The organism is Paenalicyclobacillus macrosporangiidus (genome assembly GCF_900116805.1).
Taxonomy (GTDB): domain Bacteria; phylum Bacillota; class Bacilli; order Alicyclobacillales; family Alicyclobacillaceae; genus Alicyclobacillus_H; species Alicyclobacillus_H macrosporangiidus.
The window spans coordinates 13,628-27,622 of the sequence record NZ_FPBV01000005.1; the positions used below are offsets into that span (position 1 = coordinate 13,628).

A 13,995-nucleotide genomic window follows, 5' to 3' on the forward strand; every position below is an offset into this window, starting at 1 on the left:
CTAAAAAGGGGGGGACGGGATGCGGTTTTTTGCCGGATCGTACGACGTCATTGTCATTGGGGCGGGGCACGCTGGATGCGAGGCGGCGCTGGCGGCCGCGCGGATGGGCTGCCGGACGCTGCTGCTGACCATCAACCTGGACACCATCGCGTACATGCCGTGCAACCCTTCCATCGGGGGGCCTGCCAAAGGGATCGTCGTGCGGGAGATCGCCGCCCTGGGTGGGGAGATGGCTCGAAACATCGACCGGACGTATATTCAGATGCGCATGCTCAACACCGGCAAGGGTCCGGCGGTCCAGGCCCTGCGCGCCCAGGCGGACAAAGCGTTGTACGGGTTGACGATGAAATGGACGCTCGAGAGTCAACCCAACCTGTCGTTGAAGCAGGGCATGGTGGAGGAGATCCTGACGCAAAACGGACGCGTGAAGGGCGTGGTGACCAAGTCGGGCGCCGAGTATCATGCCAAGGCCATCGTCCTGACGACAGGGACCTATCTGCGCGGGCGCATCTTCATCGGTGAAGTGTCCTACGAGAGCGGGCCCAACGGTCAGATGCCGGCCGTGAAGTTGACCGAGAGCCTGTCGGATCTGGGGTTCGATCTCGTCCGGTTCAAGACCGGTACACCGCCGCGCGTCAACCGGAACACCATCAATTTCGACAAACTGATTGCGCAGCCGGGCGATCCGGAGCCGCAGCACTTCTCGTACGATCCCGACATCCCGCCGCGCGAACAGGTGCCGTGTTGGCTGACCTATACGAATGAACACTCCCATGAATTGATCCTGGAGAATCTGGATCGGGCGCCGATGTACTCGGGCCAGATTCAGGGGACGGGCCCCCGGTACTGCCCGTCGATTGAGGACAAGGTCGTGCGCTTCCGGGATCGCCCCAGCCACCAGGTGTTCCTGGAGCCGGAGGGACGCAACACGTCGGAATGGTATGTGCAGGGGTTGTCCACGAGTCTCCCGGAGGATGTGCAGGTCCGGCTGTTGCACACCATCCCTGGCCTGGAGAACGTGGAGATGCTGCGCCCGGGGTACGCCATCGAGTACGACGCCATTGTGCCCACGCAGTTGTGGCCGAGCCTGGAGAGCAAATCGGTGGAAGGGCTCTTTACCGCCGGGCAGATCAACGGAACGTCTGGCTACGAGGAGGCGGCCGGGCAGGGCATCATCGCGGGCATCAACGCGGCGCGCAAGGTGCAGGGCGAGGAGCCGGTGGTGTTGGCGCGATCGGATGCGTACATCGGCGTGATGATTGACGATCTCGTGACCAAGGGAACCAACGAACCCTACCGGCTGCTGACGTCGCGGGCAGAGTACCGTCTGCTGTTGCGGCACGACAACGCGGATCTGCGCCTGATGGAGACGGGCTACCGGATTGGGCTGTTGCCGGAACGGTATTACGATGCGATGATGCGCAAGCGCGCCGGCATCGAGGTGGAGATCCAGCGGCTGCGCCGCACGCGGGTGCATCCCGAGGAGGCGAATCCGGTGTTGGAGGCCATCGGGTCAAGGCCGGTGGAGGAGGCGGTGCCGTTGGAACAGTTGCTCCGCCGGCCGGAAGTCTCTTACGCGGATGTGAACCGGATGCGTCCAGCCGAGGAGGCGGTGCCCGCGGAGGTTGCGGAACAGGTGGAGATCCAGGTGAAATACGCCGGGTACATCGAGAAGCAGCAGCAGGAGATCGAGCGGATGCGGAAACTGGAGGAGCGCCGGATCCCGGCCGACGTGGTCTACGCCGACATTCACGCCCTGTCGTCCGAGGCGCGGGAAAAACTGTCGAAGATCCGGCCGCAGACGGTCGGCCAGGCGGCGCGGATCCCGGGGGTGACGCCTGCGGACATCTCGATTCTCCTGGTGTATCTCGAACAGCGGAAGGGCAAGGTGGCCAATGCTTGACGTGCGCGAGGCGGAGGCGTTGGTCGCAGCACATGCCGGGCCGTTTTCGGTGTATTATGAGACGCTGGTGGCATGGAACGAACGCGTGAATCTCACCGCGATCACGGACCGGGACGAGGTGTTCGTGAAGCATTTCGTGGACAGCGTGACGGTGGCGGGGTTGGACGAGTGGCGGTCCCTGCCCAGGGGGGCGAGGGTGGTGGATGTCGGCACGGGTGCGGGATTCCCGGGCCTGCCGCTGGCCATCTGCTTTCCCGATCTCAAGTTCGTGCTCCTGGACGCGCTGCAGAAACGCGTGCGTTTCTTGCAGGAGGTCACGCAGCGGTTGGGCCTGCGAAACGTCGAGGTGGTGCACGGGCGGGCGGAGGACTTGGCGCGGCAGGAAGGCCTGAGGGGACGGTTCGACGCGTCCGTCTCCCGTGCGGTGGCGCACCTCGCCGTGCTGCTCGAATTGACGATGCCGTTCATCCGGCCGGGCGGGGTGACCATCGCTTGGAAGGGACCCGGCGTGGTGGATGAGCTGGCTTCCGGTGAGCGGGCGGCGCATCTCATGGGCGGTGCTGTCCGGGCGGTGATGGATCTGGAATTGCCGGGCGGTGCCGGGCGCAGAAGCTTGGTGGTGGTGGAACAGCGCAGCCAGGTTCCTGCGCGCTACCCGCGTAAGGCGGGCACTCCGCAGCGGCACCCGTTGGCTTGAACCAGGGCTCGGCAGGCGAGCAGAAGGTTTTCCTGGTCGATGGGATGTTAGGTAATATTGTCCTCATGCCTTCGGAGGGTGGCCGAGGGGGAAGATGCCGTCGGAGGTTGGCGAAGAGAGGGAACTTTTGTCGAAGCGGCAGGAATCGGCCCGCAAGAGTCGTACTCTGAGTCAACATGAGGAATACGGATGGTCGGGAGACTGAAACAGAATGAGGGGACACCGGGTATGAGAGAGACATGGGGTCGATTGCTTGGTGTGCGCGAACAGGCAGAGGATACGGCGGTGATGGACATCGCGGTCGACGAGATCGTGTCCAATCCGTATCAGCCGCGGACCGTCTTCGATGAGGAGGGCATCGCCGAGTTGGCGAGGACCATCCAGACGCACGGGGTGATCCAGCCCATCGTGGTGCGCCGGCATCAGGGAAAGTACGAACTGATTGCCGGAGAACGCCGCCTGCGAGCGGTGAAGTCGTTGGGGTGGAGGACGATTCCGGCGATTGTCCGCCAGCTCAACGATGCGCAGACGGCCTCGGCGGCGCTGATTGAGAATCTGCAGCGCGAAGGGCTCACGCCGATTGAAGAAGCGGTCGCCTACCAGCAGCTCTTGGAACTGCACGGACTGACGCAGGAGAGCTTGGCACAGCGGTTGGGTAAGGGCCAGTCCACCATCGCCAACAAGCTGCGCTTGCTGAATCTGCCTCAGGAAGTGCAGGATGCCCTGTTGAAACGAAGCATCACGGAACGGCACGCCCGCGCCCTGTTGGCTCTGCCTTCGGAAGAACTGCAGGTGAAGCTGTTGCATGAGTGCATGCAGCGGGGATGGAACGTCAAGCAGATGGAGGAACGCGTGAAGGCGGTCCTCGAGTCCCTGCAGACGGAACCGAAGCGGAAACCGAGGCGGAAAGGGCTGTCTCGGGACGTTCGCCTCGCGGTGAACACCATCCGGCAATCCTTGCAGATGATTGAAAAATCCGGTCTGACGGTCACGTGCGAGGAAAAGGACGGCGAGCAATTCTACGAGTTCGTGATCCGCGTTCCCAAGAAGTCCTCTTGAATCTCTTTCCTCGTCATCTCCTCTTCCGAAGCCGCTCAAGCTACCCGGCGCAACCCCGTGAGCGGGGACGGGCCGGGTGGCGCCTTCGGCGTGATCCGGATTGTTCCATCGGGATCAACGCGTGCGAGAATGCGTCCCCCGCGGAATCGTTTTGCAGTACAATGGGAATTGCTTTATGCATTTGGATGTCTGTAAGGAGGTCGCGCTGGTGTCCAGTGGTCGAGTGATAGCGGTGGCCAACCAGAAGGGCGGCGTAGGGAAGACAACGACGACGGTGAACCTGGGCGCTTGCATGGCCTGTCTCGGCAAGCGGGTGCTGCTGATAGACATCGATCCACAGGGCAACACCACGTCTGGGATCGGAATCAATAAGGCGGATGTGCGCTACTGTGTCTATGACGTGATCATCAATGACGTCCCGGTGGAGGAGGCGATTCTGCCGACAGCGGTGGACAACCTGTGGGTCTTGCCAGCGACCATCCAGCTCGCCGGGGCTGAGATTGAGTTGGTGCCCACGATTTCACGGGAGGTCCGGCTGCGCCGGGCTTTGCAACCGCTGCGGAGCCGGTACGACTACATCATCATCGACTGCCCGCCGTCTCTGGGATTGTTGACGGTCAACGCGCTGACGGCCGCGGACTCGGTGTTGATCCCCATTCAGTGCGAGTATTATGCCCTGGAAGGGTTGAGCCAACTGCTGAACACCGTGCGCCTCGTTCAAAAGCACCTGAATACCTCTCTGGAAGTGGAGGGGGTGCTGCTGACCATGCTGGATGCGCGTACGAACCTGGGTTTGCAGGTGATTGAGGATGTGAAGAAGTATTTTCGGGATAAGGTGTATCGCACCATCATCCCGCGCAACGTCCGGTTGAGCGAAGCGCCGAGCCATGGCCTGCCGATTGTGGTCTACGATGCGAAGTCGAAGGGCGCCGAGACTTATATGGATCTCGCCAAGGAAGTGTTGAGAATTGAGTAAGAGAGGACTCGGAAAAGGGTTGGAGGCGTTGATCCCGCTCAATGTGACCGAGAACGACACCGTGTCCTCGGTGGATATCCGCGATCTGAGGCCGAACCCGTATCAGCCGCGCCGGGACTTCAACGAAGAGAAGCTGGAAGAACTGGCGCAGTCGGTCCGTGAACATGGCATCATTCAACCGTTGATTGTGCGGCGCAGCGCCGTTCGGGGCTACGATATCGTGGCGGGAGAGCGGCGTTTCCGGGCGGCGCAGATGGTCGGGCTCACGACCGTACCGGTGGTGGTTCGGGACCTGTCTGACGTCGAATTGATGGAGATTGCGGTCATCGAAAATCTGCAGCGGGAGGACCTGAATCCCATCGAGATCGCCGAGGCGTATCAGAGCTTGATGGAGCGAGCGGGGATGACGCAGGAGGAGTTGGCACGGCGGGTGGGGCAGAGCCGGAGCCATGTGGCGAACATGTTGCGTCTGTTGCAGCTGCCGGATGAGGTTCGCCAGATGGTGTCCAAGGGGAAGTTGACCATGGGACATGCGAGAGCCCTGCTGGCGGTGGAGGACACGGGACGGTTGGCGGAGCTGGTGCGCAAGGTCACGGAGGAGGGGCTCAGCGTTCGGGAACTGGAGTCTTTGATCTATCCGCAGAAGAAAAATGTTTCACGTGAAACAAAACAGACAACTCGGGGGACAAAGACCAGCTCACCGAACCCGGCGGACGTGTTCATCCGGCACTACGAAGACCAATTCAGAGCGTTTCTCGGGACGCCGGTCCACATTCGCCACGGGAAAAAGCGCGGAAAGATTGAGATCGAATACTTCTCCCAGGAGGACTTGGAGCGCATTCTTGGCTTGTTCTCAGCGCGAGTCGAGTAGGACGGTGGGGACGATTGGTGTTGTTGGGCGCCATCGTCAACGCGGTGGCCATCGTGATTGGGACGACCCTCGGCAGGTGCATTCCGGGCATCCGGGACGGCACAAAGACGGCCATTCTGCAAGGACTCAGCCTGGCGGTGGTCCTCATCGGATTGAGCATGGCGTTGGCGGACACCGCAGACCTACTGATCGTTGTCGTCAGCATGGCCATCGGTGGAGCGCTGGGCGAATGGTTGGGCATTGAATCGTGGTTGGACCGCGTTGGCCAGCGGATCGAATCGCGATTCAAAACCGGAAGCACCGGGCGCGTGGCACAGGCGTTCGTCACGGCGAGCCTGGTGTTTTGCGTTGGCTCCATGAGCATCGTGGGCGCGATTCAGAGCGGGGTACAGGGGCAGAACAACACGCTCTACGTCAAGTCGATGCTGGACGGGTTCACGGCCATCCTTTTCGCATCCACCTTCGGCCCCGGCGTCTATCTGTCGGCCCCGGTGGTCTTGATCTATGAAGGCGCCATCGCCTTGGCCGCACATGTCATCGGGGCGGCGTTGGCGAACCAGGCGGTCATCGCCTGCCTGACTGCCACAGGCGGGTTGTTGATTGTCGGCATCGGCCTCACCCTCCTGGGGGTGAAGAAGATTGCGGTCGGTAATCTGCTTCCGGCGATGCTCGTCGCCGCGGTGCTCAAAGGACTGGCGCCTCACATAAATCACGCCCTGCATGCCTGGTGGCAACTTGGATGAGGGAGGTCGTTCCGACCGCGGATACCAAAATGTGATACCCGCCGTCCTCTGCAACGTGTTCGGATGCTGTGGGCAACATGATGTGAGAAAATCCGGGATCTGCGACAGCGGGTTCCGGCCAGAAAGGGAGAGCGAACATGCCGGACACCTGGACCGTCTTGGAATGGGGATCCTTGGCCGCATGCCTTCTTGCCCTGATTGCCTTCATCCTCTCTTGTGTCGCGTGCTGGACAGTGACGCGTTTGAACCGACGGTTTCGCAAGTGGAAGAGCATTCACGCCACGGCCGACCTGGAAGAGGTGTACGCACGGACGCTGGACCGCGTGTCGGAACTCGAGCAGGCGCTGGAATCGGCCCGTGCCGAGATCGAAGCGCTCCGGGCTCAGTTGGAGCGCAAGATCTCCACGGCCCGCGTGATCCGGTACAACGCCTTTGCCGACACGGGCAGCGATTTGAGCTTTTCCATTGCGCTGCTCGACGATCACGCGGACGGCGTCGTGATCTCGTCCATCTACGGCCGCGAAGAGTCGCGTACATACGCAAAACCGGTGAAGGCTGGCGAATCCGCCTACCCGCTCACGGATGAAGAGCGACTGGTGATCACGGGGCTTCAGCCGGATCCAGAGCGAAAATCTCCGATGCGGGTGTGACGGATGCCGACTCATTTTCATTTCTTGGTAAACCGAATTGCCGGCCGAGGCCGCGCGGCCAAGGCCTGGGAGCGCGTGCGGGCGAGGCTCGAAGAACATGCGAAACTTCATCCAGAATTGATATACACCTCTTCGCAGGCGGGGCAGCCGTTTCCCTTCGACCAACTGTCCAAAGATACCGTGCTGGTCGCCGTGGGTGGCGACGGCTCCGTGCATTACGCCGCTGCCATCGCTGTCCGGGAAGGGCTGTCTCTCGGGGTGATTCCGGCCGGCACGGGCAACGACTTTGCCGCGGCGCTCGGCATTCCGGAAGACCCGTCCCGTGCGCTTGACGTCTTGCTTTCCGGCGCGCTCAGGCCGGTGGACGTGGCTCAGGTCGGGGAGCGGATGTTCATCAACGCAGGAGGATTCGGGATCGACGCCGACATTGTTCACTTCGTCGAAGGGCATCCCTGGGTCAAACAACGCGGCACCTTCGGGTACGCGGTCGCTTTCCCCGTCGTACTCTTTCGCCATCGGCCTTACAACGTACGGGTGCAGTTGGACGGGGATCAGATGCACTTCGAAGGGGTCACCATCCTCGTGGTCGCCCTCGGTCCGCGATTGGCGGGCGGGATGAAGATTGCGCCGGAGGCGAGCCGGTTCGACGGGATGTTCGACGTGTGCGTCGCGCACGGCTTCAGCAAACCCGGCTTGCTGCGGGTCTTTCCGACCATCTACAAAGGGACGCATGTCCGACTGCCCGGGGTGTTCATGGGCCGGGCAAAGCGCATCGTGCTCGATTTTGACGCAGACACGTATCGGGGGCAATTCGACGGGGAGCAGGTGTCCGGGCGAGGGCCGGTCGAGATGGAATGCCGGTCGGACCTGTTGCGCGTCTGCCTGCCCCGCGAAACTCAATGACCCTGCACCGACTCGATGATCCGCTGTCGGGTGCGCAGCCGGTACAGGCTGTTGCGGAGTGCCTCGACGACGGTGTCCGTCATCCGCATCACCACACCGAGGCGGGTGTTCTGGAGGACGAAGTATTCCATGAACCCGCAGACATTGACGACGCCGGTCAACGTGAAGTCGCCGAACTCCGGCAGCGATTTCTTGACTCCCGCCCCGGGGCGAAGGGGGCCTTCTTCGAGGATGATCTGACCGACGTGATCAAATCTGCCAAGGCACGCGTCGACGGCCAGCACGAACGGCCGCCGGCCGTGCTTCTTTTGCACCCGCTCCAAGGTGGCGCCCAGATTGACGGCGTGAACGGGCTCGTCAAGGGTTCCGTATACCGTCACATCGGTGGCGTGCAGGAGCTTTGTACCGATGATGGGACCGAAGGCGTCTCCGGTGGACCGATCCGTCCCCACGCACACCACCACAATCTCGCGGCCATCGGCGCGCTCAAACATCTGGTCCAACGCCGCGCTCAAGCGTGGAACGGCCAGTTCGTCATCAAAGGGGATTCGGAAGCCCGGGAACGACCTCGTCCATGCGTTGTGTCGAGACGCGTCATCGCGCACAGGAAATCCTCCTAAACCGGAATATTCCTAGTATACGTAGGCGTACCTTGGACTATACCTGGACGTCTCGGCAGGAAGGGGGAGGACGATGGTCGACGTCGCCCTGTTGGCGGTGGCCGCTTGGTGCACGTTGCTGTTGGCGGGGCGCGGGATATACGAGGTGCTCGCCTACACCGGTGGTGTGTTGGCGGGCGGTTACGCGGGCATGCAGACCTCCGGCTGGGTCATGACCCACTGGCTCTCCCCGGCCAGTCCGGCCATGCTGTGGGTGGAGCGGCACATCCGGAACCCCGTTGACAGCGTGATGGCCCTCGCGTCATGGCTCCCTCCGGAACCGGCCAGCGCCACTCTGACGCACACGCAATGGATCGCCGGGCACGTGGTGCAGGTGGTGTTCACGGCCTGCGTCACCTGCGCGGTCTTCACCCTGTTTGTCGTCAGCGCCCGGTTGTCCGATGCGCTGTGGGACCGGCGCGCGGCTGCTGCCCGATGGCGGGAGCGCCTGGCGTCCACCGGTTGCGCGGCGTTGTGTGGCGTCTACGTCGCGGGTCTGCTCGCGGTTACCTTGGCTAACCTCGCGTGGTTGGACGCGTTTCACTGGGTGGGGGTGGAGATGCAGCAATCGTGGGCGGTGCGTCTTCTCGCAGCGATGGCCGATTGGCGGGGGCTGTCCTGAGCTTTCCGGGTCTCCGAAGATACACGTGATCGAATCGTCCCCCGGGGCCACGGTCTCCTGGCGCCGCGCCTCCGGCATACCTGCGGTGCGGCGTCCGGGATGCGCCTGTGCTATCATAGGAGTCGGCGCATTCTGGCCACAAGGTGGGGATCATGATTCACACGTTGGAATCCGCCGCCAGGGACCTGTTCCTGTCTGGAGCGGCGCGGACGGTGGCCGGCCGGATCATCGGCATCGTGGGGTTTTTCATCCTCACCCGCATCGCCATCCGGATCGGCGTGCGGACGGTGCATCGACTGCTGAATTCACCGGCTGTCAAGATGGACGAACGCAGACGAGGCACTTTGACCTCGCTGCTGGACAACGTCGTCCGGTACACGCTGTATTTCATCTACTTTCTCATCTTTCTCGAATTGTGCAACTTTCACGTGCAGACGTTGCTCGCCGGCGCGGGGTTGGCCGGTCTGGTCGTAGGTCTCGGTGCGCAGAGCCTGATCAAGGACGTGTTGACCGGTCTCTTCATCCTCTTCGAGGACCAGTACGGGGTCGGCGACTATGTGAAGATCAACAACTTCACGGGGACCGTGGACAGCATCGGGTTGCGGGTCACCCGGATCCGCGCCTGGACCGGCGAGATCGAAATCATCCCGAACGGCAAGATTCAACAGGTTACCAATTATTCCAGAAACAATTCCCTCGCCGTCGTCGATGTCGGCGTGCGCAGCGACGCCGACCTTCAGCAGGCGATGGCTGTGATGGAGTCGGTCATGCGGGACGTGGCCTCCGAGAGCGAGGACGTGGTCGGCCCGGTCCAGGTGCTCGGTGTACAGGCCATCACGCAGACCGAGGTGACGTTGCGCGCGACCGCCGAATGCCGTCCGATGAACCAATTTGGGGTGGAACGGCTGTGTCGGCTGCGCATCAAGGAAGCGTTTGATCGCGCCGGCATCCCCCTGGCCTCGTCGCAGCGCGAGATCTAGGTGCACAACCCGATGTCCGCGGGGAGTGGCGTGGGCACCGCCGCCCGTGAGACGGAAGGAGGGCGTCCACAGTGACCATCCCGTTTCAGTTGGGAGATACCGTGCAACTCAAGAAACCCCATGCGTGCGGTGCCAATGAGTGGGTCGTCATCCGCATGGGCATGGATATCCGGGTCAAATGTGCCCGCTGCGGACACAGCGTGTTGATCCCGCGCAGCCGGTTTGAACGGCTGGTCCGCAAAGTCCTGGCCCGGCCGGAGACGGGAGGGACGACGACATGAAGGTGAAAACGGCTTGCCCGCTGGACTGTTGGGACACCTGCAGCATTCTCGCGGAAGTGGAGGACGGGCGCGTGGTGCGCCTGGACGGGGATCCGGATCACCCCATCACGCGAGGATTCCTCTGTACGAAAGGGCGCCGGTTGCACGAGCGACTGTACGCGCCGCATCGCGTGCGCCAGCCGCTGAAGAAAGTGAATGGCCGCTGGGAGCGGGTGACGTGGGAGCAGGCCCTGGACGAGATTGCGGATCGCATCCGGGACACCCTGGACCATCACGGCCACCACGCCATCCTGCACGCGTATGACTGGGGCTCGGGAACGCTGCTCAAGAACCTGAACCAGCGGTTCTTTTACCTGCTCGGCGGATGCACGGAGACGGTGGGCAGCCTGTGCTGGGAAGCGGGGATCGAGGCGCAGCGGTACGACTTCGGGCAGGCGCGCAGCAACGCGCCGGAGGACCTGGAGAATGCCGCGGCGGTGGTCGTGTGGGGGCGCAACGTCAGCGTCACGAACATTCACATGATGCCGTTCCTCAAACGGACGTTGGCGAAGGGGGCGCGGCTGGCCGTCGTCAATCCGCTGCCCACCGACCTCGACACCCGGGCGGATCTGTTGGTCCATCCGCGGCCAGGGAGCGACGGGGCGTTGGCGCTCGGCGCGCTCCGCGTCTGCCGTGATGAAGGTTGGCTGGATGTCGAGTTTTTGTCCGAACACAGCGTCGGATGGGAGCGCTTGGCGGCTTCGTTGGACGCGTTCGATCTCCCGACGGTCGCGGCCATGACGGACGTTCCGGCGGAGACCATCCGCGCGTTGGCCGCGTTCTACGGTCAGACCCGCCCCGTGTCCACCCTGTTGGGCCTCGGCATGCAGCGCTATCCCGGTGGAGGCAACACCATCCGGGCCATCGACGCCCTGTGCGCGGCCACGGGCCAGATTGGGTTGCCTGGCGGCGGTGTGCAGTATGCCAACCGGGCGATGTCGCAGTTCTTCGACGTGGACGCCATGACCGGCCGCAGCCGCGCACGGGTTCGAGAATTTTCGCGCGGGACGCAGGCACAGGAAATCCTGTCGGCCGACCCGCCCATTCGGATGCTGTTCGTCACACGGACCAACCCCTTGACGCAAGTGCCGGACACAGCGGCCTTGGAAAAGGCGTACGCCACCATCCCGTGCAAGGTGGTGGTGGATCAGTTTCTGACGAGGACAGCGGAAATGGCCGATTATTTCCTGCCCTGCACGCACGCCCTGGAGGATGAGGATTTGGTGTACTCCTCCATGTGGCACGGGTACGTCACCTACATGCATCGGGTTGTGGCGCCGCAGGGAGACGTCCTGCCAGACTGGGAGATCTTCGCGCGACTGGCGGACAGGCTCGGGTTTGGAGACCAGATGCGGAAACCGATTGACGAATGGTTTCGGCTGGCCCTGGCCCCCGCGGAGAAACACGGAGTCACCCTGGAGCGGCTTCGCGAGGAGGGGACGGTCCGCTTGCCTGTGCCAGAGGTGCCATGGGCGGACCGGCGCTTCCTCACGCCGAGCGGCAAGTATGAATTCTTCTCGGCCACGGCAGTCGCGGAGGGCCACCCAGGTCACGCGGTCTACATCCCGAGGCAGGAGACGCCCTCGGCGCAGGCGTACTCCCTGTTGACCATTCATCCCCGGCTGTCGCAAAACTCTCAGCACCGGGATGCTCCCCGTCTTCCCGAGCACCCGGTCGCCGAATTGCCGCCGGAGATCGCTGACCGCGAAGGTTTGCAGGATGGACAGTTGGCGCGAATCTGGAACGACCAGGCCGAATTGGTGGTGCGGGTGAAGGTGAGGCCGGGCGGCCACCCCGGCACCATCCGGCTGGATTCCGGATGGTGGGGGCAGGGCATCACCATCAACCACCTGACCAAGGCCCACGAGGCTGATTTTGGCCGTCAGACCGCTCAATACGACTGTGTGTGCAGCATCGCTCCTTTATCTGGCCCGGCGGGAGCCTGAAGAGACGGCGTGAGCGGGGATGGCCGGCGCTTGCGGTGCCGCCATCCCCGGCTTGGGATGCGCTTCATCATCCCGGCGCTGAGTGAGATCAGGGTGTATGGGCGAGAAAGAAGTCGGAAGGTTAAGATGTCATGGGGAAGTGGCGATATCCTGATGTTGGACCCGCATGGCGTCCGAGAGACACAGAGAGCGGGAACAGGCGATGATGTCATCTCTCGCACTGTGGGCACGAGTGAGCCGGGCGCGGCTTCGAAAGGCAGGGGGAGGACAATGGCACAAAAGACCCAAGAATCCTGGACGACGGGGGTTCACGTTGACGGGAGTTTCCGTATTGACACGGTGATCCTGGGGGCCGGCAGCATGGGACTCGCCACAGCCTATGCTCTGTCCCGGCGGGGGCGGAAGGTGGCGCTGTTGGATCGGCACATGCCACCGCATACGTTTGGCAGCCATCACGGAGAGACGCGCCTGTTTCGGATGGCGTATGCGGAAGGAGATGCATACGTTCCGCTGTTGCAGGACGCGCGGCAAATGTGGTTGGAGCTGGAGGCCCGTACGTCTTCGGAGTCCGGTCGCGGGGCGTTGCCGTTGTTCGCCCAGACCGGGGTACTGAACGCGGCTCGACCGGATGCGAACCTGCTGCGCGGGGTGCGCGAGAGCCTGATCCGGTACTAGATCCCGCACCACTGGTTGACGGCCGCCGAGGCAGCGGAGCGTTGGCCGGGCCTGCGCCTGCCGGATGAATATGCGGCGTTGTTTGACCCGCTCGGGGGCGTGTTGTTCAGCGAGCGCTGTCTGGAGGCGCTGAAGGCGGCATCCCTCAGGCAGGGAGCCACGTTGCTCATCGGTGGTCCGGTTCGGGAGTTGCAGGTGCGACCTGGTGAAGTGGTCTTGGAGTGGGAAGGGCGCCGGTTGGTAGCGGAGAATCTCGTCATCACCCTTGGGGCCGGCGCGGGCACGTTCCTGAGACGGTGGTTTCCGGAGTGGCGCATCCCCGTGCAGCCGATTCGCAAGACGGTGGCCTGGTTTCGCTGCTCCCATCGCGGCCCGTCAGATGCGCCGTATTACCGAGCGGACGGGTTCCCGGGCTATTTGGTGGAGACCGACGAAGGGACGTACTACGGGTTTCCTGATTTTGGAGAAGGCGTGAAGGTGGGCCGGCACGATGGCGGAGAGCCGTGCGACATGGAATCCGTCAACCGGAATTTTCACGCCCGCCCGCAGGATCAACAGGTGCTGCGCGATTTCCTCGGGCGCTTCCTGCCGTACGCCAACGAGTTTCAGCGCGGCAGCGTGTGCCTGTACACGATGACTCCGGATGAACACTTCGTGGTGGACACGCATCCAGAGTATGCACATGTCGCGGTGGGTGCGGGATTTTCAGGTCACGGGTTCAAGTTCGCCATCGTGATGGGAGACATATTGGCCCGCATGGTGGAACACGAGGAGATCCCGTATGATCTCTCCCCTTTCCGCGCCAGCCGCTGGGCGTCCGACAGCCAATAAAAAAAGCCCGGGACGGGCTGGTTTAGGGATGAGATCCATAATGCCGAGTGGCACAATCATGCACGGCCGCGGCTGCATGCCGCGCCGTTTTTCTTACGCGGACATCGCAAGGTGGGAAGACTTCTGATGCGGCATCAGTTCGATGGCCAGCGCCTTGGTC

At 62.9% G+C, this 13,995-nt stretch carries 13 protein-coding genes and 1 pseudogene; 13 read left to right on the plus strand and 1 reads right to left on the minus strand.

Going from position 1 to position 13,995, the window contains the following annotated elements; translation table 11 throughout:
- Window positions 1-19 precede the first annotated feature (19 nt).
- The 8 genes from mnmG to BM357_RS05650 all read left to right on the plus strand — a co-directional run bounded on the left by mnmG (window position 20) and on the right by BM357_RS05650 (window position 7,802).
- Window positions 20-1,903, plus strand: a complete 1,884-nt coding sequence (gene mnmG, locus BM357_RS05615; protein ID WP_074950506.1) for a tRNA uridine-5-carboxymethylaminomethyl(34) synthesis enzyme MnmG — start codon at window positions 20-22, stop codon at window positions 1,901-1,903.
- Complete coding sequence (gene rsmG, locus BM357_RS05620) at window positions 1,896-2,600, plus strand: 16S rRNA (guanine(527)-N(7))-methyltransferase RsmG (RefSeq protein ID WP_074950508.1); 705 nt, start codon at window positions 1,896-1,898, stop codon at window positions 2,598-2,600. Before mnmG ends, rsmG begins: the two co-directional genes overlap by 8 nt.
- 228 nt (window positions 2,601-2,828) lie before the next feature.
- The gene (noc, locus tag BM357_RS05625; protein ID WP_074950510.1) at window positions 2,829-3,659 is read left to right on the plus strand and encodes a nucleoid occlusion protein; all 831 of its coding nucleotides are present in this window, start codon (window positions 2,829-2,831) and stop codon (window positions 3,657-3,659) included.
- A gap of 208 nt (window positions 3,660-3,867) precedes the next feature.
- Entirely contained in the window at window positions 3,868-4,635 is a 768-nt protein-coding gene (locus BM357_RS05630) for a ParA family protein (RefSeq protein ID WP_425426519.1), read from the plus strand.
- Window positions 4,628-5,506, plus strand: coding sequence for a ParB/RepB/Spo0J family partition protein (locus BM357_RS05635; RefSeq protein ID WP_074950514.1), 879 nt, complete (start codon window positions 4,628-4,630; stop codon window positions 5,504-5,506). The genes BM357_RS05630 and BM357_RS05635 overlap by 8 nt, the downstream gene beginning before the upstream one ends.
- A gap of 17 nt (window positions 5,507-5,523) precedes the next feature.
- Window positions 5,524-6,249, plus strand: coding sequence for a DUF554 domain-containing protein (locus BM357_RS05640; RefSeq protein WP_245783873.1), 726 nt, complete (start codon window positions 5,524-5,526; stop codon window positions 6,247-6,249).
- A gap of 137 nt (window positions 6,250-6,386) precedes the next feature.
- A complete protein-coding gene (locus BM357_RS05645; RefSeq protein ID WP_074950518.1) occupies window positions 6,387-6,899 on the plus strand; it encodes a DUF4446 family protein in 513 nt (170 codons plus the stop codon).
- A 3-nt stretch (window positions 6,900-6,902) separates the two neighbouring features.
- Complete coding sequence (locus BM357_RS05650; protein WP_074950520.1) at window positions 6,903-7,802, plus strand: diacylglycerol/lipid kinase family protein; 900 nt, start codon at window positions 6,903-6,905, stop codon at window positions 7,800-7,802.
- Here the strand turns inward: BM357_RS05650 and yyaC are convergent.
- Window positions 7,796-8,407, minus strand: a complete 612-nt coding sequence (yyaC, locus tag BM357_RS05655) for a spore protease YyaC (protein WP_074950522.1) — start codon at window positions 8,405-8,407, stop codon at window positions 7,796-7,798. The two genes, BM357_RS05650 and yyaC, sit on opposite strands and share 7 nt — an antisense overlap.
- An 88-nt stretch (window positions 8,408-8,495) precedes the next feature.
- On the opposite strand from yyaC, the gene BM357_RS05660 reads away from it, so the two are divergent.
- From BM357_RS05660 to solA, 5 genes and pseudogenes are all read left to right on the plus strand, one after another.
- Entirely contained in the window at window positions 8,496-9,083 is a 588-nt protein-coding gene (locus BM357_RS05660; RefSeq protein ID WP_074950525.1) for a hypothetical protein, read from the plus strand.
- Window positions 9,084-9,235: 152 nt separating this feature from the next.
- Window positions 9,236-10,063 (plus strand): mechanosensitive ion channel family protein, encoded by an 828-nt coding sequence (locus tag BM357_RS05665; protein WP_074950529.1) that lies wholly within the window; start codon window positions 9,236-9,238, stop codon window positions 10,061-10,063.
- 71 nt (window positions 10,064-10,134) lie between these two features.
- Window positions 10,135-10,344 carry a DUF951 domain-containing protein gene (locus BM357_RS05670; RefSeq protein WP_029422181.1) on the plus strand — a complete coding sequence of 70 codons (210 nt, stop codon included), beginning with the start codon at window positions 10,135-10,137 and terminating at the stop codon, window positions 10,342-10,344.
- Complete coding sequence (locus tag BM357_RS05675; RefSeq protein ID WP_074950531.1) at window positions 10,341-12,329, plus strand: molybdopterin-containing oxidoreductase family protein; 1,989 nt, start codon at window positions 10,341-10,343, stop codon at window positions 12,327-12,329. The genes BM357_RS05670 and BM357_RS05675 overlap by 4 nt, the downstream gene beginning before the upstream one ends.
- A 270-nt stretch (window positions 12,330-12,599) precedes the next feature.
- A pseudogene (gene solA / locus BM357_RS05680) lies at window positions 12,600-13,835 on the plus strand (N-methyl-L-tryptophan oxidase).
- Window positions 13,836-13,995 lie beyond the last annotated feature (160 nt).